General features: G+C 63.9%; 15 protein-coding genes, 2 tRNA genes and 2 rRNA genes. 10 read left to right on the top strand and 9 right to left on the bottom strand.

All coding sequences use genetic code 11. The annotated features are described in order from the left end of the window. Nucleotides 1-456: 456 nt before the first annotated feature. The 3 genes from KQ693_RS03300 to KQ693_RS03310 are packed head-to-tail and all read left to right on the top strand — an operon-like array spanning nt 457 to nt 3,512. Nucleotides 457-1,746 carry an ABC transporter substrate-binding protein gene (locus KQ693_RS03300; RefSeq protein WP_267261918.1) on the top strand — a complete coding sequence of 430 codons (1,290 nt, stop codon included), beginning with the start codon at nt 457-459 and terminating at the stop codon, nt 1,744-1,746. A 51-nt stretch (nt 1,747-1,797) separates the two neighbouring features. Beyond that, nucleotides 1,798-2,673: a carbohydrate ABC transporter permease gene (locus KQ693_RS03305; RefSeq protein ID WP_219760291.1), complete on the top strand. Its 876-nt coding sequence runs from the start codon at nt 1,798-1,800 to the stop codon at nt 2,671-2,673. After that, a complete protein-coding gene (locus KQ693_RS03310) occupies nt 2,670-3,512 on the top strand; it encodes a carbohydrate ABC transporter permease (protein ID WP_267261919.1) in 843 nt (280 codons plus the stop codon). The genes KQ693_RS03305 and KQ693_RS03310 overlap by 4 nt, the downstream gene beginning before the upstream one ends. Nucleotides 3,513-3,516: 4 nt before the next feature. Here KQ693_RS03310 and KQ693_RS03315 read toward each other — a convergent pair whose 3' ends face one another. Both KQ693_RS03315 and KQ693_RS03320 read right to left on the bottom strand, forming a co-directional pair. Then, entirely contained in the window at nt 3,517-5,085 is a 1,569-nt protein-coding gene (locus KQ693_RS03315; protein WP_267261920.1) for a phosphoglucomutase, read from the bottom strand. A gap of 66 nt (nt 5,086-5,151) precedes the next feature. Continuing rightward, entirely contained in the window at nt 5,152-6,969 is a 1,818-nt protein-coding gene (locus KQ693_RS03320; RefSeq protein WP_267261921.1) for a peptidylprolyl isomerase, read from the bottom strand. A gap of 44 nt (nt 6,970-7,013) precedes the next feature. Between KQ693_RS03320 and KQ693_RS03325 the strand changes: the two genes are divergently transcribed. The 4 genes from KQ693_RS03325 to KQ693_RS03340 all read left to right on the top strand — a co-directional run bounded on the left by KQ693_RS03325 (nt 7,014) and on the right by KQ693_RS03340 (nt 9,614). Further along, a tRNA-Arg gene (locus KQ693_RS03325) sits at nt 7,014-7,090 on the top strand. Nucleotides 7,091-7,179: 89 nt separating this feature from the next. Continuing rightward, on the top strand, nt 7,180-8,331 hold the full coding sequence (locus KQ693_RS03330) for an MFS transporter (RefSeq protein WP_267261922.1): 1,152 nt from the start codon (nt 7,180-7,182) through the stop codon (nt 8,329-8,331). Next, entirely contained in the window at nt 8,328-9,134 is an 807-nt protein-coding gene (locus KQ693_RS03335; protein WP_267261923.1) for a universal stress protein, read from the top strand. The genes KQ693_RS03330 and KQ693_RS03335 overlap by 4 nt, the downstream gene beginning before the upstream one ends. A 48-nt stretch (nt 9,135-9,182) precedes the next feature. Continuing rightward, nucleotides 9,183-9,614, top strand: coding sequence for a CBS domain-containing protein (locus tag KQ693_RS03340; RefSeq protein WP_219760298.1), 432 nt, complete (start codon nt 9,183-9,185; stop codon nt 9,612-9,614). Here the strand turns inward: KQ693_RS03340 and KQ693_RS03345 are convergent. Then, nucleotides 9,611-9,958, bottom strand: a complete 348-nt coding sequence (locus KQ693_RS03345) for a phage holin family protein (protein WP_219760299.1) — start codon at nt 9,956-9,958, stop codon at nt 9,611-9,613. The two genes, KQ693_RS03340 and KQ693_RS03345, sit on opposite strands and share 4 nt — an antisense overlap. Nucleotides 9,959-10,110: 152 nt before the next feature. Here KQ693_RS03345 and KQ693_RS03350 point away from each other — a divergent pair. The 3 genes from KQ693_RS03350 (at nt 10,111) to KQ693_RS03360 (ending at nt 13,313) form a co-directional block, all read left to right on the top strand. Next, a 23S ribosomal RNA gene (locus KQ693_RS03350) occupies nt 10,111-13,009 on the top strand. A gap of 82 nt (nt 13,010-13,091) precedes the next feature. Continuing rightward, nucleotides 13,092-13,208 (top strand): 5S ribosomal RNA (rrf, locus tag KQ693_RS03355). Between the two features lie 29 nt (nt 13,209-13,237). Next, nucleotides 13,238-13,313, top strand: a tRNA-Gly gene (locus KQ693_RS03360). A gap of 33 nt (nt 13,314-13,346) precedes the next feature. Here KQ693_RS03360 and KQ693_RS03365 read toward each other — a convergent pair. The 6 genes from KQ693_RS03365 to KQ693_RS03390 are packed head-to-tail and all read right to left on the bottom strand — an operon-like array spanning nt 13,347 to nt 20,665. Beyond that, nucleotides 13,347-13,976: a histidine phosphatase family protein gene (locus KQ693_RS03365; RefSeq protein WP_015716085.1), complete on the bottom strand. Its 630-nt coding sequence runs from the start codon at nt 13,974-13,976 to the stop codon at nt 13,347-13,349. Further along, nucleotides 13,973-14,974: a phosphoribosylformylglycinamidine cyclo-ligase gene (gene purM, locus KQ693_RS03370; protein ID WP_267262350.1), complete on the bottom strand. Its 1,002-nt coding sequence runs from the start codon at nt 14,972-14,974 to the stop codon at nt 13,973-13,975. Before purM ends, KQ693_RS03365 begins: the two co-directional genes overlap by 4 nt. A gap of 5 nt (nt 14,975-14,979) precedes the next feature. Then, complete coding sequence (gene gatB, locus KQ693_RS03375; RefSeq protein WP_267261924.1) at nt 14,980-16,389, bottom strand: Asp-tRNA(Asn)/Glu-tRNA(Gln) amidotransferase subunit GatB; 1,410 nt, start codon at nt 16,387-16,389, stop codon at nt 14,980-14,982. A 30-nt stretch (nt 16,390-16,419) separates the two neighbouring features. After that, complete coding sequence (locus tag KQ693_RS03380) at nt 16,420-17,508, bottom strand: type IV pilus twitching motility protein PilT (protein WP_219760531.1); 1,089 nt, start codon at nt 17,506-17,508, stop codon at nt 16,420-16,422. An 11-nt stretch (nt 17,509-17,519) separates the two neighbouring features. Continuing rightward, entirely contained in the window at nt 17,520-20,186 is a 2,667-nt protein-coding gene (pilB, locus tag KQ693_RS03385; RefSeq protein ID WP_219760532.1) for a type IV pilus assembly ATPase PilB, read from the bottom strand. Further along, entirely contained in the window at nt 20,183-20,665 is a 483-nt protein-coding gene (locus KQ693_RS03390) for a YqeG family HAD IIIA-type phosphatase (protein WP_267261925.1), read from the bottom strand. Before KQ693_RS03390 ends, pilB begins: the two co-directional genes overlap by 4 nt. Nucleotide 20,666 lies beyond the last annotated feature (1 nt).

The following is a 20,666-nucleotide window of genomic DNA, read 5'->3' on the forward strand; positions in this document are numbered from 1 at the left end:
TACAAAAGGGCCCAAGGTGATAGCAAGGGGTCAAGGGCGCATGAAGGATGCTTGATCCTTAGCGTAGAAGTCAGGACGTCTCCGGTTTTAAGCCCAGAACGTAGCAAGCGACCTCGGTGGTAACCGAGGTTATTTCCGAGAATTGAGCTCGCCAGCAAAGCGAAAAGGATGGGGGATAGGACCAGCTTTCCAGCTGCTGCCAAAAGCTTACGGTGATGAGGAGAGTGCCCCCGAGTAGGAAGAATCCCAGGAGAAATCCAGTTTCGATTAGCACGATGGCCCAGATGCCGAAGTAGAAGAAGCCCTCTACGAGACCCGCTAGATCCATATGGGCCTCGTCTACTTTGGCCTGGGCAGGGTTGCTTGGGATACCAAGGGCCAAGCCCCCTCTGGGCTTGACAGGGAGGGTGAACGGGGTTTAAAATCCCCCCTGGAAAAGCTTCCACGGAGGTTGATATGAGGCGTAGGGAGTTTCTCAAGAAGGCAGGGGTTGGATTGGCGGCCAGCGTCCTTTGGGGGCCGGCTTTGGTGCGGGCCCAGGCGGGCCCGGTCATCCGCGTGGCCGGGGATTCCACCGCGGTGGGTGAGGGCGGGCGTTGGATGAAGGAGATGGTAGAGGCCTGGGGCAAGAAGACGGGCACCCGGGTGGAGTACATCGACTCCCCTGCGGACACCAACGACCGCCTGGCCCTCTACCAGCAGTACTGGGCGGCCAAGAGCCCGGATGTGGACGTGTACATGATCGACGTCATCTGGCCGGGCATCGTGGCCCCCCATGCGGCCGACCTTAAACAGTACTTCTCGGATAACGAGCTCAAGGAGTTCTTCCCCCGCATCGTCCAGAACAACACCATCCGCGGAAAGCTTACCTCCATTCCCTTCTTTACCGATGCAGGCATCCTCTACTACCGCAAAGATCTTCTGGAAAAATACGGCTTCAAGAACCCACCCCGGACCTGGGCCGAACTGGAGCAGATGGCCCAGAGGGTTATCGAGGGCGAGCGCAAAGGGGGCAACCGCGACTTCTGGGGTTTCGTTTTCCAGGGCAAGGCCTATGAGGGCCTTACCTGCGATGCTCTGGAATGGATTTACTCCCATAGGGGCGGGCGCATCGTAGAGCCCGATGGCACCATCAGTATCAACAACGGCCGTGCTGCCCTGGCCCTTAACACCGTGCGCCGCTTTGTGGGCACCATTGCCCCCTCGGGGGTCACCAGCTATGCCGAGGAGGAGGCGAGGAACGTCTGGCAGCAGGGCAATAGCCTCTTCATGCGCAACTGGCCCTACGCGTACGCCCTTGGCCAGGCGGAGGGAAGCCCCATTCGCGGCAAGTTCGGGGTCACGGTACTCCCTAAGGGCGGAGCCGATGCCCCCAACGCCGCCACCTTGGGGGGTTGGCAGCTCATGGTTTCCGCCTACAGCCGCTATCCCAAGGAGTCCGCCGACCTGGTGCGGTACCTGGCCTCCTACGAGGTGCAGAAGGACAACGCCGTCCGGCTTTCCCGCCTGCCCACCCGTCCGGCCCTTTATACCGACCGGGATGTGCTGGCCAAGAACCCTTGGTTCCGGGACCTGCTTCCCGTCTTCCAGAATGCGGTTTCCAGGCCCTCCGATGTGGCTGGGGCCAGGTACAACCAGGTGTCCGAGGCCATCTGGACCGAGGTGCACAGCGTCCTCACCGGCCAGAAGACCGGGGAGATGGCGGTGCGGGACCTCGAGGGCCGCTTGCGCCGCATCCTGCGCTAGCCTTCTTCCCACCCCGGGGGACCACTCCCCGGGGTTTATCCTCTAGGCATCATGCTGACACAACGACAGGTCCGCTTGGCCTGGGCCTTGGTCCTGCCTACCCTTTCGGTGGTGGTGCTGGTGGCGGGGTACCCTTTGGCCCAGGTGTTTTACTGGTCCTTCTTCCGGGCGGATATCGCCTTCGTGGAGCCCCCGGAGTTTGTGGGCTTCAAGAACTACCTTTACCTCCTGCAGGACCCTGACTTCCGCCAGGCCCTATGGAACACGGTGAAGTTCACCCTGATCTCCGTCAGTCTGGAAACCCTTCTGGGCTTGGCCATCGCCCTGGTCATCCATTCCAACTTCAAGGGCCGGGGGTTGGTGCGCACCGCCATCCTCATTCCCTGGGCCATCCCCACAGTGGTTTCCGCCAAGATGTGGCAGTGGATGCTGCACGATGTCTACGGGGTGATCAACATCCTGGGGGTGAAGCTGGGCATCCTGGTGCAAAAGGTGGCCTTTCTGGCCCGGCCCGAACTGATCCTGCCCGCCATCATCGCCGTGGACGTGTGGAAGACCACGCCCTTCATGGCCCTTCTCCTGCTGGCCGGCCTCCAGCTGATTCCCGAGGAGCTATACGAGGCGGCCAGCATCGACGGGGCCACCCGGTGGCAACAGTTCTGGACCATTACCCTCCCCCTCCTCACCCCCGCCCTGGTGGTGGCCCTCATCTTCCGCACCCTGGATGCCTTGAGGGTGTTTGACGTCATCTTCGTCATGAGCGGGGTGAACCCCGCCACCCGTACCCTGGCCGTGTACAACCGCCAAACCCTGATCGACTTCCAGGACCTGGGTTATGGGTCGGCCATAAGCGTGGCCATTCTGCTCCTTATCTTCCTCTTCGTGGTGGTCTATATGCGCACCCTGGGTAGGGGGGCCTTGCGATGAGGACCTGGCTTCGTTTGGGGAATCGCTTTCTTTTTTACCTGCTGGTGGCCTTCGTGGTGGTGTACAGCGTCTTCCCCTTTGGCTGGGCGGTGATCTCCAGCTTCAAGCCTTCCGACGCCCTTTTTGCCAGCAACCCCAGCTTTCTCCCGCTACCCTTCACCCTGGACCACTACAGGAACGTGTTTCTCCAGGCGAACTTTGGCCGCAATCTTCTGAACTCCGTGGTGGTGGCCGGCGGGGCCACCCTTCTTTCCCTGGTCCTTGGGGTGCTGGCCGCCTACGCTTTGGGCAGGTTGCCCTTCCCTCCAAGAAACGCTGTGCTCTACCTGGTGCTGGCCATGACCATGTTCCCCCAGATCTCGGTGTTAGGGGGGCTTTTTATGCTGCTCCGCCAGGCGGGGCTTTTCAACACCCATTTGGGCCTTATCCTCAGCTACCTTCTTTTCACCCTGCCGTTTACCGTATGGGTCCTGGTGGGCTACTTCAAGGGTCTGCCCCGGGAGCTGGAGGAGGCGGCCTATGTGGATGGGGCCACGCCCTTGCAGACCCTGGTGCGCATCATGCTTCCCCTTACGGGCCCGGGTCTGGTGACCACGGGGCTTCTCGCCTTCATCGCCGCCTGGAACGAGTACCTCTTCGCCCTCACCTTCACCGTGGGGGACAAGGTGAAGACGGTGCCTCCAGCCATCGCCAGCTTTGGGGGGGCCACGCCCTTTGAGATCCCCTGGGGTTCCATCATGGCGGCCAGCGTGGTGGTCACCGTGCCCCTGGTGGTGCTGGTGCTCATCTTCCAGCAGCGGATCGTGGCGGGGCTTACCGCCGGGGCAGTAAAGGGCTAGGTACTCAGCCTAGGGTCTTTGCCACCAGGGCCAGGGCGGCCTCGAGGACCTCCTTTAGGTGCCCTTCCCCCTTGAAGCTTTCCGCGTACACCTTAGCCACGTCCTCGGTACCGCTCGGGCGGGCGGCGAACCAGGCGTTTTCCGTCACCACCTTGAGGCCCCCTAGGGGCTCCCCGTTTCCGGGAGCCCGGGTGAGGATGGCCAGGATGGGCTCCCCTGCCAGCTCCTTTTCCTTTACATCTTCGGGGGAAAGGCGGGCCAGCCTGGCCTTGGCCTCGGGGGAGATGGGGAGGTCCTTGCGGGCGTAATGGGGCCGGCCCAGGCGCTCGGCCAGTTCCTCGTAGAGCTCGTCGGGCCCCTTTTCCCGCTTGGCCAGGATCTCCGCCGCCAAAAGCCCCAGGAGGATGCCGTCCTTATCGGTGGAAAAGGGCCTGCCGTCGAAGCGCAGGAAGCTGGCCCCGGCGCTTTCCTCCCCGCCGAATCCCAGCCAGCCTTCCAGGAGCCCGTCCACGAAGTACTTGAAGCCCACGGGGGTTTCGTAGACCTCCCGCCCCAAGGCCGTGGCCACCCGGTCCAGAAGGGCGCTGGTCACCGCGGTCTTACCCACCTTGGCCCCCGGCCAGGTGCGGGTGGTGTAGAGGTGAAAGACGGCGGACGCCAGGTAGTGGTTGGGGTTCATGAGGCCCTTCCTGGTGACGATGCCGTGGCGGTCGGCGTCGGGATCGTTGCCGATGGCCAGGTCAAAGCGGTCCTTCAGCGCCAGAAGGCCCGCCATGGCGTAGGGGCTTGAGCAGTCCATGCGGATCTTGCCGTCGTGGTCCTTGGGCATGAAGCGGAAGGTGGGGTCTACGGTGGGGTTTACCACCTCGAGGTTGAGCCGGTAGGCCTCGGCAAGCCGCTCCCAGACCCTTAGGCTCGCTCCTCCCAAAGGGTCCACCCCCAGGCGCAGGCCGGAAACCCGGATGGCCTCGAGGTCCACGGCCTCCCGGATCTTCTCCACATAAAGCCCCACGTAGTCAAAGGGCTTGGCCCTTTTCAGGGCCTCCCGAAGGGGAAGGCGCTTTACTCCCTTTAGCCCTTCCGCAAGGAGGGCGTTGGCCCTTTCCTCAATGGCCTTGGTGATGCGGGTGTCGGCGGGGCCGCCGGTAGGGGGGTTGTACTTGAGCCCCCCGTCCTCGGGGGGGTTGTGGCTGGGGGTGAGGAGGATGCCATCCGCTTTGGCGGGGTGCTGGGCGTTGTGCTCCAGGATGGCCAGGGAAACCAGGGGGGTGGGGGTGTAGCCCTCCTCGAGGCGCACCTCTATGCCGTTGGCAGCGAGAACGGTAAGGGCCGTGGCCCAGGCAGGTTCGGAGAGGGCGTGGGTGTCCTTGGCCAGGAAGAGGGGTCCGGTGGCTCCAAAGGAGGCCCGGAGGTCGGCGATGGCCTGGGAGATGGCCAGCACGTGGGCCTCGGTAAAGGTGCCCTTGAGGCTTGTGCCCCGGTGGCCGCTGGTGCCGAAGGCCACCCGCTGGAGGGGGTTTTGGGGGTCGGGGCGCTCTTCGTAGTAAAGGGTGAGGAGCCTGAGGAGGTCCATGTTTCCATCTTAAAAAAACCGAGGAGGCCCCAAGCGCCTGGGGCCTCCCTGCGGGTTTCTTCCGGCCTAGGGCTTGGAAGGCGCTTCCTTGGGAGCCTCCTGTGTAGGGGATTTCGCCGGCTCCTGGGTTTTGGGGGTGAGTTCCGCCAGCACCTGGCTCAGGCGGTTTTCTATTTGGGCTGCCTTACGGAGCTCCTGAATGAGGGCCTGGGCCTGCTGCTGCCGCTTCCGGTTGATGACCCCTTCCTTAGCCTGCTCCACCACTTCCGCGAAGGGCTTGAGCACCTCCGGCTTGCGGTCTTTGATGATCAGTACGGCAAAGGTGCCGTCTTCCAGCTTCACCACCTCGCTCACCTCCCCCAAAGGACCCGTGGGGAAGGTTTCCTTCACCTTGAAGACCAGGCGGTCCAAAACGGCGGGGAGCTGGTTGGGGTTCACGGTGCCGTACTCGGTGACGCTGCCCTCCTGGGCCTTGGCCAGGGCCTGTAGATCGCCGCCTTTTAAAGCCGCCTCACGGAAGGCCTTGGCCTTGGCCTCGGCCTTAAAGACTACCCCCGTCACCTCGGCGCTGGCCGGGATGGTGAAGAGGGCGGGGTTTTCCGCGTAGAATTTGCGGGCTTCCTCCTCGGTGGCGGCGAGGCCACGGGTTTCGTAGAGGAGGTAGGCCTGGGCGATCTGGTCCTTGGAGCCGATGAAGGGCTTGCCGGTCTTCTTGGCGGCCTCCACCAGGAGCTCGCGGTCGATCAGGCTTTCCAGGGTCTGGGGCAGGAAGAACTGCACCGCTAGCTCCCCCAGGCCTTGCTGGATGAGGGATGCGGTCTGCTGGTTGGAGAAAACCGGCTGGAGAACCTCGCTCAGCAGGATTTCCCTGTCGCCCACCTTGGCCACGGGAGGGTTCTTGTAGCTATAGGGGCTCTCCTCGGCGAAGCGCACCTGGGCCTTCCGGCGGAGGTCTTCCAGGTAGGCCTCGAGGGCCCCGTTCCCCTTGGCCCCTTGGGCATCCTTCTCCACCTGCTCCCTCACCTCCTCAAAGGTGGGCACCTTGGGGGGCAGGTACTCCTCCACCTTCACCAGGTAGTACCGGCCCCCTGCCTCTATGGGCCCCATCAGGCCAGGCCCCTTCTTGGCGAAGACTGCCTCCGCCACCTTCTCGGGGAAAACCACCTTGGTCACGGGTTTGGGCTCGCTCTCCCCTGGAGCTGCTCCCAGGGCTCCACCTTGCTCGGCACCCACCTTGGAGTGCTGCTTGGCCAAGGCGGCAAACTCCTCCCCGGCCTGGGCCTTGGCCAGAAGCTCCGCCGCTAGCTTGGCATCGTCCACCACGATCTGCCGGGCCTTCACCCGGGGCTCGCCCTTGTAGTCCTCCTGGTGCACCTCAAAGTAAAACCGCACCTCTTCCGGGGTGGGCTTGGCTGCGGAGCGGATCTGCTCGAGGCGCTTCTGGATCTGGAGCTGGGTTTTTACCTCGCCCCTGAGCTGGGCATCCGTGTACCCCACCTGGTTCAGGAACTGCTCGTAGGCCTTCTTGTCCTTTAGGCCAAACTGCTCCTTGATGCGGTCCACCTCCTTGCGCACCTCGGCACTACCCACCCGGATCCGGGCAGCGTCCTGTTTGAGGGCCTCGGTGAGGATCACCTGCTCCAGGAAATGGGTGTCCACCAGGTTCTTGAGAAGTCCTTGCGGGTTTGCGGCGTAAAGGGGATCGTTTCCCTGGAGCCTAAGCAGGTCCAGCTCGTAAACTGCCTTCCCGTTCACCCACAGCACGGGTTTGCCCCGCGCCTGCTGCCCTGCCTGGGGGGTGAAGAGGAGGATGGCCCCCACGGCGAAGGCCAAGGCCAGAAGACCGAAAAGGATGGTGATGGCTTTCTTGCTGATACCGAACACTTGACCGCCTCCTCCTTAGCGTGCTAGGATACTTCCCGCTGAGTGCGCCCGTAGCTCAGCTGGATAGAGCGTCGGCCTCCGGAGCCGAAGGTCAGAGGTTCGAGTCCTCTCGGGCGCGCCATTTTTCTTTTTCCCCCGCCTACCGGAAAGCCCACAAGCACGAAGGGATTGTAGCACACTCCTCATGAGAAAGGGGTTTAGCATGGGAGGGTGCTGCCGCTTCTCCTGGCCTGGCTTCACACGGTCAACGACCTCTTTTCCAACTTCCTCACGCCCCTTCTGCCCAAGCTGATGGCCCACTTTGGGGTAGGGCTTGGGACGGTGGGGCTTCTGGTGTCCGTGTATTCCCTTACGGGTAGCCTTTTCCAGCCCTTGGCCGGCCTCGTTGCCGACCGGTTGGACCGAAGGCTTTTGGCGGCCTTGGGGCCGGTGCTGGTGGCTTTGGGCATGGGTTCCTTGGGCCTATGGCCTCGGTTCGAGGTACTGCTTCTGGTCCTGGGGCTTGCCGGCTTGGGTTCAGCTCTTTTCCACGCCTCGGGGGCCAGCCTGGTGGGGGAGTTCGCCCCGAGGGAGCGGAGGGGTTTTTGGCTTTCCTTTTTTGGGTCCGCTGGGTACCTGGGCCTTTCCCTGGGGCCGGTGGTGGCCTTGTTCGCCGTGGGGGCTTGGGGGCTTAGGGGCCTAGTGTGGTTAACCCCGCTTGCCCTGGTGCCGGCCCTGCTTCTCCTGCGCCTGCCCCCCGTGCGGCGCCAGGGAAAGCCCGCGGGTTTCAGGGACTTTCTGAGGGTCTTTCGCGGGGATGTGGCCCGGCTTTGGGGGATGGCCACCTTAAGGAGCCTGGTGTTTATGAGCTTTTCCACCACCTTACCCTATTGGTTTACCCAAAGGGGCCTTTCCGATGCGTACATCGCCTTAAGCCTTTCCACCTATAGCTTCTCCGCCACCTTGGGCGCCTTCCTTGGGGGTACCCTTTCCGACCGCCTGGGGCGGAAGGCGGTTTTGGTGGGGACCCTGGCCTTCGGGCTTCCCCTGTACCTGGGCCTTCTTTCCCTGCCTCCCGAGGGTGCGCCCTACCTGGTCCTTCTGGCCCTGACCGGGGCCTTGATGAACGCGGGGATCCCGGTGGCTGTGGCCTTGGCCCAGGAGCTGGAACCGGGCCAAACGGCCACGGTTTCCGGGCTTCTCATGGGCTTCACCTGGGGTTTCGCCGGGCTCTTCTACGCCCCCATAGGACACTTGATCGAGGTCTTTGGCGTGATGCCGGTTCTCCTGGCCCTGGGGGCCTTGATCCTGCCCGCCTGGGCCTTGGCCCAGGGGGTACGGGAACCTGGGGCTGGGCCTAAGGGCCGTAAGATGGATCCATGAGGATCCTTCTGGCCACAGATGGCTCTCCCCAGGCCCGGGGAGCGGAGGTGCTGGCGGAGTGGCTTTGCTACAAGCTTTCCGCCAAGTTGGTGGCCCTCTACGTCCGGGATTCCCGCCTCATCCGGGTGTTGGAGCTCATGGACTTCGGGGCCCTTACCGTGCCCGTGCCCGCCTACCGGGAAGAGCTGGAAAAGGCCCTTTCCGCCCATGGCGAGGCCTTATTGGAGCGCATTCGCAAAAGCGCCGAAGAGGCGGGGCTTCAGGCGGAGGTTTTCATGGAAACCGGGTTGCCCCACGAGGTAATCCTGCGCCACGCCCGTACCGCAGACCTCCTGGTCATGGGCCGGAGCGGAGAAACCCATGGGGGGAGCTTCGTTGGTTTGGGAAGCACCGTGGATAGGGTTTTAAGAACCTCGCCCACCCCGGTTCTGGTGGCTCCCACCGACTACGTGGAGATAGAAGGGGCCATCCTGGGCTACAACGCTTCGGAAAGTGCGGTGCGGGCCTTGCACACCCTGGCCCTTCTGGCCAGGCCCCTGGGGCTATGGGTGCGGGTGGTGAGCGTGCACGACGATCCGGTGCAGGCAGGGGCCTGGGTCCTCGAGGCGCAGACCTACCTGCAGGACCAGGGGATCCGGGTGGAGTCCCTGGCCTTCTCGGGCGACCCCGCAGAGCATCTTGTTTCCTTGCAAACCCCCTCGGATCTTCTGGCCCTGGGAGCGCCGGTGCGCCGCCTGGTCCTGGGGAGCACCGCCGAATACGTGGTGCGCCATGCGGTGGGGCCGGTCCTCACCGTGCGATAAGCGCTTGCCCGGTCTGGTATAATGAACCCCTAAAGGAAAGGGGGTTCTATGACCGTTCGGCAGGTCCTGTTGCGCAAGGGGGGAGGGGTCTATAGCGTTCACCCCCAGGCCACGGTGCTGGAGGCTTTGCGCAAGCTGGCGGAGCACGACATTGGGGCCCTCCTGGTCATGGAGGGGGAGAGGCTTCTCGGCGTCTTCTCCGAGCGGGACTATGCCCGGAAGCTGGTCCTCCTGGGCCGGTTTTCCAAGGACACCCTGGTGGAGGAGGTTATGACCCGTGAGGTGATCACGGTGACTCCCGAAACCACCTTGGAAGAGGCCATGCGCCTGATGACCGAGCACCGGGTGCGGCATCTTCCTGTCTTGGAGGAAGGCAGGGTGGTCGGAGTGGTTTCCATCGGGGATGCGGTCAAGGCCATCATCACCGAGCAGGAGGTCCTGATCGAGGAGCTTTCCCGCTACGTGATGGAAAACCGCTAGTCGCGGAAAAGCCAGCTGAGAAGAAGGCTTACTAGGGAAAGGATCAAGGCCCCAATGAGGGCTTCACCAAAGCCCGGCACCTGAAGGGCCGTGGCCTCGGCCACCAGGTAAAGCACGATGCCGTTAACCACCAGGGTGAAGAGCCCCAGGGTCATGAGGTTTAAGGGCAGGGTCAGGAAAAGGAGAATGGGCCGCAGCAGGGCATTGGCCAGCCCCCATACCGCACCTGCCACCAAGTAGTCCAAAAGCCCTGCCTCCCGGGCGAAGGAAACCCCCGGGTACACCAGGCTCACCACCCAAAGGGCCAGGGTGTTGAGGAGAAGCCGTACCAGCAGGCCGCGCACGGCCTTAGCTTACCCGAAAAGCCTCCACCCCCCTTGACAGTCTTGTTTTGGTCTGGTAGTTTTTTCTTTGCGCTGCCTGAAGGGGCGGCGGGGGATCTTGAAAGCTGGGGTGGAGGATAGGTAGTTAGAGGCCGTGATGAGCGGCCTTGCAGGGTCAAGATGCTAAGGGCCCACGGTGGATGCCTTGGCACCCGAGCCGATGAAGGACGTGGCTACCTGCGATAAGCCAGGGGGAGCCGGTAGCGGGCGTTGATCCCTGGATGTCCGAATGGGGGAACCCGGCCTGTGGGAACACGGGTCACCGCCGATTGGCGGGGGGAACCTGGGGAACTGAAACATCTCAGTACCCAGAGGAGAGGAAAGCGAAAGCGACTCCCTGAGTAGCGGCGAGCGAAAGGGGAAGAGCCTAAACCGTCTGGCTTGTCCGGGCGGGGTAGTGGGGCCCTCGGATACCGAATCCCCGACTCTAGCCGAAGCTGTTGGGAAGCAGCGCCGGAGAAGGTGAAAGCCCTGTAGGCGAAAGGGGAGGGGATAGGTGAGGGTACCCGAGTACCCTGTGGTTCGTGGAGCCATGGGGGAATCTGGGCGGACCACCGCCTAAGGCTAAGTACTCCGGGTGACCGATAGTGGACCAGTACCGTGAGGGAAAGGTGAAAAGAACCCCGGGAGGGGAGTGAAATAGAGCCTGAAACCGTGGGCTTACAAGCAGTCGCGGCCCCTTTGGGGGGTTGCGGCGTGCCTATTGAAGCATGAGCCGGCGACTCACGGTCGTGGGCGAGCTTAAGCCGTTGAGGCGGAGGCGTAGGGAAACCGAGTCCGAAGAGGGCGTTAGTCCGCGGCCGTGGACCCGAAACCGGGTGAGCTAGCCCTGGCCAGGGTGAAGCTGGGGTGAAGCCCAGTGGAGGCCCGAACCGGTGGGGGATGCAAACCCCTCGGATGAGCTGGGGTTAGGAGTGAAAAGCTAACCGAACCCGGAGATAGCTGGTTCTCCCCGAAATGACTTTAGGGTCAGCCTCAGGTGCTGACTGGGGCCTGTAGAGCACTGATAGGGCTAGGGGGCCCACCAGCCTACCAAACCCTGTCAAACTCCGAAGGGTTCCAGGTGGAGCCTGGGAGTGAGGGCGCGAGCGATAACGTCCGTGTCCAAGCGCGGGAACAACCGAGACCGCCAGCTAAGGTCCCGAAGTCTGGGCTAAGTGGGAAAGGATGTGGCGTTGCTGAGACAGCCAGGAGGTTGGCTTAGAAGCAGCCATCCTTTAAAGAGTGCGTAATAGCTCACTGGTCGAGTGACGCTGCGCCGAAAATGATCGGGGCTTAAGCCCAGCGCCGAAGCTGCGGGTCTGAGGGGTGATCCCTCAGGCGGTAGGGGAGCGTTCCCGATGCCGATGAAGGTCGTCCGCGAGGGCGGCTGGAGGTAAGGGAAGTGCGAATGCCGGCATGAGTAACGATAAACAGGGTGAGAATCCCTGTCGCCGTAAGCCCAAGGGTTCCTACGCAATGGTCGTCAGCGTAGGGTTAGGCGGGGCCTAAGGTGAGGCCGAGGGGCGTAGCCGAAGGGCAGCCGGTTAATATTCCGGCCCTTCCCATGGGTGCGATGGGGGGACGCTCTAGGCTAGGGGGACCGGAGCCATGGACGAGCCCGGCCAGAAGCGCAGGGTGGGAGGTAGGCAAATCCGCCTCCCGTGTGCTCTGCGTGGTGGGGAAGCCCGTGAGGGTGACAACCCCCCGAAGCCAGGGAGCCGAGAAAAGCCTCTAAGCACAACCCATGGGAACCCGTACCGGAGACCGACACAGGTGGGCGGGTGCGAGAGCACTCAGGCGCGCGGGATAACCCTCGCCAAGGAACTTTGCAAGTTAGCCCCGTAACTTCGGGAGAAGGGGTGCTCTCTGTTGGCGCCGCGTGCGGCGCCGATGGCGAGCCGCAGTGAACAGGCTCTGGCGACTGTTTACCAAAAACACAGCTCTCTGCGAACTCGTAAGAGGAGGTATAGGGAGCGACGCTTGCCCGGTGCCGGAAGGTCAAGGGGAGGGGTGCAAGCCCTGAACCGAAGCCCCGGTGAACGGCGGCCGTAACTATAACGGTCCTAAGGTAGCGAAATTCCTTGTCGGGTAAGTTCCGACCTGCACGAAAAGCGTAACGACCGGAGCGCTGTCTCGGCGAGGGACCCGGTGAAATTGAACTGGCCGTGAAGATGCGGCCTACCCGTGGCAGGACGAAAAGACCCCGTGGAGCTTTACTGCAGCCTGGTGTTGGCTCTTGGTCGCGTCTGCGTAGGATAGGTGGGAGCCTGTGAAGCCGCCCTTTCGGGGGCGGTGGAGGCGCCGGTGAAATACCACCCTGATGCGGCTGGGGGCCTAACCCAAGGGATTGGGGACAGCGCTTGGCGGGCAGTTTGACTGGGGCGGTCGCCTCCTAAAGGGTAACGGAGGCGCCCAAAGGTTCCCTCAGGCGGGACGGAAATCCGCCGGAGAGCGCAAGGGTAGAAGGGAGCCTGACTGTGAGGCCTGCAAGCCGAGCAGGGGCGAAAGCCGGGCCTAGTGAACCGGTGGTCCCGTGTGGAAGGGCCATCGATCAACGGATAAAAGTTACCCCGGGGATAACAGGCTGATCTCCCCCGAGCGTCCACAGCGGCGGGGAGGTTTGGCACCTCGATGTCGGCTCGTCGCATCCTGGGGCTGAAGAAGGTCCCAAGGGTTGGGCTGTTCGCCCATTAAAGCGGCACGCGAGCTGGGTTCAGAACGTCGTGAGACAGTTCGGTCTCTATCCGCCACGGGCGCAGGAGGCTTGAGGGGGGCTCTTCCTAGTACGAGAGGACCGGAAGGGACGCACCTCTGGTTTCCCAGCTGTCCCTCCAGGGGCATAAGCTGGGTAGCCATGTGCGGGAGGGATAACCGCTGAAAGCATCTAAGCGGGAAACCCGCCCCAAGATGAGGCCTCCCACGGTGTGAAGCCGGTAAGGACCCGGGAAGACGACCCGGTGGATGGGCCGGAGGTGTAAGCGCCGTGAGGCGTTGAGCTGACCGGTCCCAATCGTCCGAGGTCTTGACCCTTTTTGCCCTGATGACCACCCCAGCTTGGATCCCCTGCCGCTCGTGGGCGGCGTGGGATTTTGAAAAGCAAAACACGAGAATCCCCCGTGCCCATAGCGGCGTGGAACCACCCGTTCCCATTCCGAACACGGAAGTGAAACGCGCCAGCGCCGATGGTACTGGGACCGCAGGGTCCTGGGAGAGTAGGTCGGTGCGGGGGATTTTTACTACGCGCCGCGTGTGGCGCGTGCGGGAGTAGCTCAGTTGGTAGAGCACGACCTTGCCAAGGTCGGGGTCGCGGGTTCAAGTCCCGTCTCCCGCTCCACATATATCCCCCAGGCTTATGCCTGGGGGTTTTTCATTTGACGCTTTCGTCGGAAAGCCAGTCGGCCCAGGTTTCCAAATGGGCGCTATCGGAAACGGCGAGGACCTCCCGCTCGGGCAGAAGGATCCGGGTGATGGAGGTGTTGGGGATGTGGAAGCGCCGCCAGGCATCGCCCTCGAGGTCCAGGGCCATCTTCAAGGCGGCGCGGATCACGCCCCCATGGGTCACCAGGAGGTGCCGGCCGGCCGGGAGCGTTTCAAGGAAAGCCTCCAGGCGCCGGGCTAAGTCCGCCATGCTTTCCCCACCAGGGCGGGGGGTATGCCAGGGATCCCTTTGGGCAGCCCGGATGAACTCGGGGTACCGGGCCTCCGCTTCCTCCCGGCTCAGGCCGGCCAGGGCGCCCACGTCGATTTCCCGCAAAAGGGGGGTGGTTTCCAAGGGAAGGCCCAGCACCGCCGCCAGGGGCTCGGCGGTTTCCCGGGCCCGGCGGAGGTCGGAGGCGTAAAGCCCGTGAAAGGGAAGCTGGCTCCGGGAAAGGCGCTGGGCCAGGCGGAAGGCCTGGCCGATCCCCGCAGGGGAGAGGGGTACATCCAGGTGGCCCTGGAAGCGCTTCTTGACGTTCCACTCGGTTTCCCCGTGGCGGATGAGCCAGAGCTCTTTCATACCAGCCGAACCCCGGAGCCTGCCACTGCCCGTCCCACCGGGAAGCTTTCCACCAGGTCCTGGGCCCTCTGGGCCTCCTTTTCCGGCAGGACCAGGATCAGCCCAAGGCCCATGTTGAAGACCCGGTACATCTCCTCCTCCGGTATGTTTCCCAGGCGTTGCAGGTAGGGGAAGATGGGGGGAATGGGCCAGCTTCCCTTTCGGATCTCCGCTCCCAGGCCCTCGGGAAGAGCCCGGGGCAGGTTTTCCGGGAGGCCGCCCCCGGTGATGTGGGCGATGGCGTGGATCCTCACCCCAGCTTCCCTAAGCGTTAGGAACTCCTTGAGGTAAGCCCGGTGGGGGCGGAGGAGGGCTTCTTTTAGGCTTTCCCCAAGCTCGGGTACGGGCGCCTCGAGGTCCAGCCCCTCCACCACCTTCCGGATCAGGGAGTAGCCGTTGGTGTGGGGGCCGGAGGAGGGAAGGGCCAGGAGGAGATCCCCTTCCTGGACCCTTTCCGGGCCCAGGATCTCCTCCTTCTCCACCACGCCCACCAGGGTGCCCACCGCATCCCAGGCCCCTTCCCGGTAGACCCCGGGCATCTCGGCGGTCTCCCCGCCCAAAAGGGGAATGCCCAGGGCCTTGCAGGCCTCGGCCAGGGAGGTGAGGAGCGCGGAGAGCACCTCCTCCTCCAGGCGGCTTGCCGCCAGGTAGTCCATGAAGAAGAGGGGCAGGGCTCCCTGGGCCAGGAGGTCGTTCACGGAGTGGTTCACCAGGTCAAAGCCCAGCCCGGACACATTGCCCGCCTGGAGGGCCAAAAGGGTCTTGGTGCCCACCCCGTCCGTGGTGGCCACCAGGACGGGCTCCTTCATTTCCTTTAGCCCCCCGGCGTCAAAAAGCCCCCCAAAGGCTCCAAGCCCTCGTAACACCTTGGGGGTATAGGTGGCGGCGATGGCCTCCTTGGCCCTTTTCAGGGCTTCCGCCTTGGCCTCGATGTATACCCCGGCTTCCTCGTAACGCATCGGCCTCATCCTACCCCAAGGGCCTCGAGGAGAAGCCTTCGCACCAAGTCGGGCTTGGCCTGGCCCTTGGTCCTCCGCATCACCTGGCCCAAAAGGGCGTCCAGGGCTTTGAGCTTCCCCTGGCGCACGCTTTCTGCCGCCTCGGGCATGGCGGCGATCACCTCGGTCACCACGGCCCTCAAGGCTCCCTCGTCCGCCACCACCCTTAGGCCCCGCTCCCGCACCAGGGCCTCGGGATCCTTGCCCTCCAGCACCTCGGGCAGAAGCTCCTTGGCCACCCGGCTGGTGATCTCCCCCCGCTCAAAGAGGGCCACCAGGCGGGCGAGGCCTTCCGGGGCAAGGCGGGTTTGCTCCAAGGTAAGCCCCCGCTCGTTCAAGAGCCCGGCCACGTCCGCCAGAAGCCAGTTGGCCAGGGCCTGGGGGGAGGCTTGGCCCAGGGTTAGGGCTTGGTCCAGGAAGCGGGCCAGGGAAGGGGTGTAGGCCAGGACCTCGGCGTCTTGGGCCTTGATCCCCAAGGCCTGGTAGCGCCCTTCCTTTTCCCAGGGGAGTTCGGGGAGGCCTTGCCGGATGGCCTCGAGCCACTCCCGGGAAATGGGCACCGGGGGGATGTCGGGCTCGGGGAAGTAGCGGTAGTCCGCCTCCTCCTCCTTGGTGCGCATGGGGTAGGTCTTTCCGCTTCCCTCCTCAAAGCCCATGGTGGCCTGTTTGACCCTCTCCCCCCGCCTCAGGATCTCGGTTTGGCGGCGGATCTCGTACTCCAGGGCCCGTTGCACGCTCTTAAAGGAGTTCAGGTTTTTGATCTCCACCTTGGTGCCCAAAGGCTCCCCCGCACGGCGCACGGAAACGTTCACGTCGGCCCTCATTTTCCCTTCCTCGGGGCTGGCCTCGGAGATGCCTAGGGTCTGGACCAAAGCCTGTATACGTTGCAGGAAAAGCCGGGCCTCCTCGGGGCTTTTGAGGTCGGGTTCGGTGACGAGCTCGATCAAGGGGCTTCCCGCCCGGTTCAGGTCCAGAAGGGTGCGGTCCTCCAGGTGGAGACTTTTCCCGGCATCCTCCTCCAGGTGGAGGCGCTTGATGCGCACGGTCCTCTCCCCCAAGGGGAGGCTACCTCCCTGGCCCAGGGGGAGGTCATACTGGCTGATCTGGTAGTTCTTGGGTAGGTCGGGGTAGAAGTAGTTCTTGCGATGGAAGACCAGCCTCTCCGGAATCCGGCTTCCCAGGGCCAGGGCGAGCCTGAGCCCGAACTCCACCGCCTTCTTATTGGGCACGGGCAGGGCCCCGGGTAACCCCAGGCACACGGGGCAGGTGTGGGTGTTGGGCGGGGCGCCGAAATAATCGGCCTGGCACCCGCAGAAGGCCTTGGTCCGGGTCTTTAAGTGCAGGTGGACCTCGAGGCCGATGGCCGCCTCGTACATGGCCTAAAGTTTACCAAGCTCCTTGGGTACTTAAGGGCGCTTGCTCCCCTCCTGCACCCCAGCCAGGCGCATGAACTCCTTGGGGTCCACCGCCCGGCTCAAGCCCATCTCGTAGGTGATCAGCTTGCGCCGGTAGAGATCCGCCAGGCAGGCGTCCATGGTGATCATCCCGTACTGGCCCCCGGTCTGGATGACGCTTCGGAGCTGGTGGCTTTTGCCCTCCCGGATCAAAGCCCTTACCGCAGGGGTGGCGATCATGAGCTCGTAGGCCAAGACCCTTCCGCCCCCGAAGGCCTTGGGCAGAAGCTGCTGGGTAAGCACCGCCACCAGGTTGTTGGAAAGCTGCACCCGCACCTGCTCCTGCTGATTTTCCGGGAAGACGTCGATGATGCGGTCGATGGTCTCGGGGGCGGAGTTGGTGTGCAGGGTACCCATGACCAAGTGCCCGGTTTCCGCAGCGGTGATGGCAGCGGCGATGGTTTCGTAGTCCCGCATCTCCCCCACCAGGATCACGTCCGGGGCCTGGCGGAGAACGCTTCTAAGCGCCTTGTGGAAGCCGTGGGTATCAGAGCCGATCTCCCGCTGGTTGACGATGGCCTTCTTGTGCTTGTGGAAGAACTCTATGGGGTCCTCAATGGTCACGATGTGCACGGGCTTGCGTTCGTTGATGTAGTCGATCATGGAGGCCAGGGTGGTGCTCTTCCCCGACCCGGTGGGCCCCGTGACCAGGACCAGGCCCCTGGGAGAAAGGGCGATCTCGGCGATGTTCTTGGGCAGGCCCAGCTCCTCAAAGCTCTTGATGGTGGCGGGCACTACTCTTAAGACCCCTCCCACGCTTCCCCGTTGCAGGAAGACGTTCACCCGGTAGCGCCCTTTTCCCGGGAGGCTGAAGGAGAAGTCCAGCTCCTTTTCCTCCTCAAAGATCCGCTGCTGCTTCTCATCCATGAGGGCGTACATGAGCCGGCGGGTGTCCTGGGGGGAGAGGGTCTCGTACTCCGTGGGGTGGAACTCCCCGTCCACCTTGATCATGGGGGGAAGGCCCACGGTGATCACCAGGTCGCTGGCCCCCCGCTCTACAGCCAGGGTCAGAAGATCCACGATATCCAGTGCTTTGGCCATAGTTCACTCCTTTACTCAATGGTACGCGCCAGGACCTCCTCGAGGGTGGTGATTCCCTGGAAGGCCTTGTAGATGCCGTCCTCCCGCAGGGTTTTCATGCCCTTTTTCCTGGCGATCTCCTTGATCTCGGTGGCCGACTTTCCGGCCACGATGGCATGGCGGATCTCGTCGTCCACCACCAAAAGCTCGTGGATGGCGTAACGCCCCTTATAGCCCGTTCCCCCGCAGCGCTCGCACCCCATGCCCTTGTAGAGCTTGGCTCCTTGGATCTCCTCCTGGGAAAGGCCCAGGCGCCGCAGGACCTCGGGGTCGGGCTTCACCTCCACCTTGCAGTGGTCGCAGATCCTCCGCACCAGGCGCTGGGAGAGAACCCCGATGAGGGCGGCGGAGATGTTGAAAAGCTCCACCCCCATCTCGTCCAGGCGGGTGATGGCCTGGGCGGCGTCGTTGGTGTGCAGGGTGGCGATGACCAGGTGGCCGGTGAGGGCGGCCTCGGTGGCGATCTTGGCGGTTTCCGAGTCCCGGATCTCCCCCACCATGATGATGTCCGGGTCCTGCCTGAGGAAGGCCCTGAGGGCCCGGGCGAAGGTGAGCCCCGCCTGGGGGTTCACCTGGGTCTGGTTGATGCCGGGGATCTCGTACTCCACGGGATCCTCGATGGTCTGGGTGTTCTTGTCGGGGGTGGCGATGCGCTTGAGGATGGAGAAGGTGGTGAAGCTTTTGCCGCTTCCGGTGGGCCCGGTGATGAGGAAGATGCCGTAGGGCTTGGAGATCACCTCCTGGAAGCGCTCAAAGACCCCGGGGGCGAAGCCCAGGCCCTCGATCTCGGGGATGTCGGCGGCCTTCTTCAAAAGGCGCATCACCGCCTTTTCCCCGTAGACCGTGGGCAGGGTGGAGAGGCGGAGGTCCAGGTCGATGGAACCTTCCCGGTAGCGCACCCGCCCGTCCTGGGGCAGGCGCCTTTCGGCGATGTTGAGGCCGCCCATGATCTTGACCACGCTGATGATGGAGTTTAGGGCCCCCTTGGGCAGGGTGGTGTACTGGCGCAGGGTGCCGTCGATGCGGAGGCGCACCAGCACATCCGACTGCCGGGGTTCTATGTGGATGTCGGAGGCATCCTGCAGGAAGGCCTCCCGGATCACCTGCTTGACGAACTTCTGGGCGGCGCTTTCGTCCAGCTCGGGGGTGACGGCCTCCTCCTCCTGGTAGCCCTTGGACAGCTCCTTGGCGATCTCGCCCAGCTCCTCCTTGCCGTAGAAGCGCTCGATGAGCTTGGTGATGGCGGCCTCCGTGGCCACGGCGGGCTGAACCTCGTAGGCCAGGCCCTTGCGCTTCAGGGCCAGGCGTACGTCATCCAGGGCCAGGATGTTCCTGGGGTCTTTCATGAGGAGGACCAGGGTCTTGCCCTCCAGGCGGTGGGGGAAGACCCCGTACCGCCGGGCCAGGTCCTCGGGGAGGAGGAGGGCGGCCCCGGGGTCCGGGGGGTTCTCCTCGGGGTTGATGTAGGCATAGCCCAGCTGGGCGGCCACCGCCTGGGCCAGGGCCTCGGGTTTGAGCTTGCCCGAGGCCACCAAGGTGTCCTCGAGGCGGCCCCCACCCTGGCGTTGCTTCTTCAAGGCTTCCTCCACGTCCTCGGGCCGGGCCAAGCCCAGCTCCACCAGGATCTCCCCCAGGGGCTTGGCCTTGGGCAGGCGCCTTTGCACCTCGAGGGCCTCCCTTAAATCCTCGCGGCTCAGGCGCCCCTCCTGGACCAGGACCTCCCCCAGACGGCTTTTTTCCGGATAGGCCTGGTGGAAAAGGGCTTCCCACTCCTTGGGAAGGGTGAGGAGGAAACGGGCGGGGCGCCCAAGGAGCTCCGCCACCGCTTCCTTGTGCCGGGGATCGGCGAGGACCACCTCCACCTCCCCGTTGTTGAATCCCACGGGTACGGCGCTATAGCGCAGGGCATCCGAGCGGAGGAGAAGGCTGGCGGCGGCGGGGTCGGGGAATAGGTCCTGGGTGGAGGGGAGAAACTCCATTTCCTTCTGCCCCGCCAAAACCCGGTAGAGGACTTCCTCGGGTAGCCCCTTGCGCACCAGGATGCGGCCCAGGAGATCCCCGGTCTTTTCCTGCTCTACCAGGGCTTCCTCCAGGGTACTCCGGTCCAGGAGACCCTTCTCCACCAGAAGCTCGCCCACCTTCAGCTCCTCCCGGCTGGGGCCGCTGGGGGGAGGGGGTAGGGGCAGGTTGAGCTCGGGGTAGTTCCTGGCCAGGGCGTAGAGGAAGGCGCTCTTGGTGGCCTGGTAGGGTTCCACCACCATCCCGGTGAGGTCCTCCACCTCCTCGAGGGCCAGGGTGTCCAGGGGGTTCACGAAGGCCACCCGCACCACCCCTGCCTCCTCGTCCAGGGCGAAGGGGATGGCCTGGAGCTCCTTGGCCTTCTCCGCCGGCAGGAGGGCCTTCACCTTGGGGGGGATCTCTAGGGTGTGGAGCTCCACCAGGGGGATGCCGAAGTGGTCCTCGATGGCCTGGGCGATCCGCCTTTCCGAAAGCAGCCCCGAGTCCACGATGACCTCGGCCAAGGAACCCCCTACCTCCCGGTGCTTTTCCAGGGCCATCTGCAGCTCCTCGTCGGTGAGGAGGCCGGCATCCAATAGGATGGCACCTAGCCGTTTGTCCCCGATGGTGAGCACGCTCATCCCAATCCTCCCCGTGGCCTTCTGAATGGAGTCTCCAGCATCCGTATGAAACGGGTGTAAAAGAATTCCCTTTCCCGCAAGGGGGGTACTAAAACGGTATAGGCTCCCACCAGGTTGCCTCCAAGGACGTCGGTGAAGATCTGGTCCCCCACCACCGCCACCTCCTTGGGAGGAAGGCCCAGGACCTTCAGGGCCCTTTGAAACCCAAGCCAGGGCTTGAGGGCAGGGGCGTGGCCGGGGAGGCCCAGCCTTTCCTGGATCCGGGCGAAGCGGTCGGAGAGGGCGTTGGAGAGGAGGTAGACGGGAACCTCGGCCTTTAGGGCCTCCAGCCAGGCCCGATGCTCGGGCAAGGGTTCCTCCTCCCCGTAGGGCAGGAGGGTGTTGTCCAGGTCCAGGATCACCCCCTTTAGGCCCCGTTCCTCGAGCCACTTCGGGGTTAGGTGGAGGAGGGAAGGCAGGACCGCCCGGGGGAAGAGCATA

Source organism: Thermus brevis (assembly GCF_026427635.1).
GTDB lineage: Bacteria > Deinococcota > Deinococci > Deinococcales > Thermaceae > Thermus > Thermus antranikianii.

What these genes read in the sequence shown, in the direction of transcription:
- pilB (WP_219760532.1), bottom strand. Translation starts at nt 20,186, where the DNA reads ATGAGCGTGCTCACCATCGGGGACAAACGGCTAGGTGCCATCCTATTG.
- purM (WP_267262350.1), bottom strand. Translation starts at nt 14,974, where the DNA reads ATGCGTTACGAGGAAGCCGGGGTATACATCGAGGCCAAGGCGGAAGCC.
- KQ693_RS03335 (WP_267261923.1), top strand. Translation starts at nt 8,328, where the DNA reads ATGAGGATCCTTCTGGCCACAGATGGCTCTCCCCAGGCCCGGGGAGCG.
- KQ693_RS03300 (WP_267261918.1), top strand. Translation starts at nt 457, where the DNA reads ATGAGGCGTAGGGAGTTTCTCAAGAAGGCAGGGGTTGGATTGGCGGCC.
- KQ693_RS03380 (WP_219760531.1), bottom strand. Translation starts at nt 17,508, where the DNA reads ATGGCCAAAGCACTGGATATCGTGGATCTTCTGACCCTGGCTGTAGAG.
- gatB (WP_267261924.1), bottom strand. Translation starts at nt 16,389, where the DNA reads ATGTACGAGGCGGCCATCGGCCTCGAGGTCCACCTGCACTTAAAGACC.
- KQ693_RS03315 (WP_267261920.1), bottom strand. Translation starts at nt 5,085, where the DNA reads ATGGACCTCCTCAGGCTCCTCACCCTTTACTACGAAGAGCGCCCCGAC.
- KQ693_RS03390 (WP_267261925.1), bottom strand. Translation starts at nt 20,665, where the DNA reads ATGCTCTTCCCCCGGGCGGTCCTGCCTTCCCTCCTCCACCTAACCCCG.
- KQ693_RS03305 (WP_219760291.1), top strand. Translation starts at nt 1,798, where the DNA reads ATGCTGACACAACGACAGGTCCGCTTGGCCTGGGCCTTGGTCCTGCCT.
- KQ693_RS03340 (WP_219760298.1), top strand. Translation starts at nt 9,183, where the DNA reads ATGACCGTTCGGCAGGTCCTGTTGCGCAAGGGGGGAGGGGTCTATAGC.
- KQ693_RS03365 (WP_015716085.1), bottom strand. Translation starts at nt 13,976, where the DNA reads ATGAAAGAGCTCTGGCTCATCCGCCACGGGGAAACCGAGTGGAACGTC.
- KQ693_RS03310 (WP_267261919.1), top strand. Translation starts at nt 2,670, where the DNA reads ATGAGGACCTGGCTTCGTTTGGGGAATCGCTTTCTTTTTTACCTGCTG.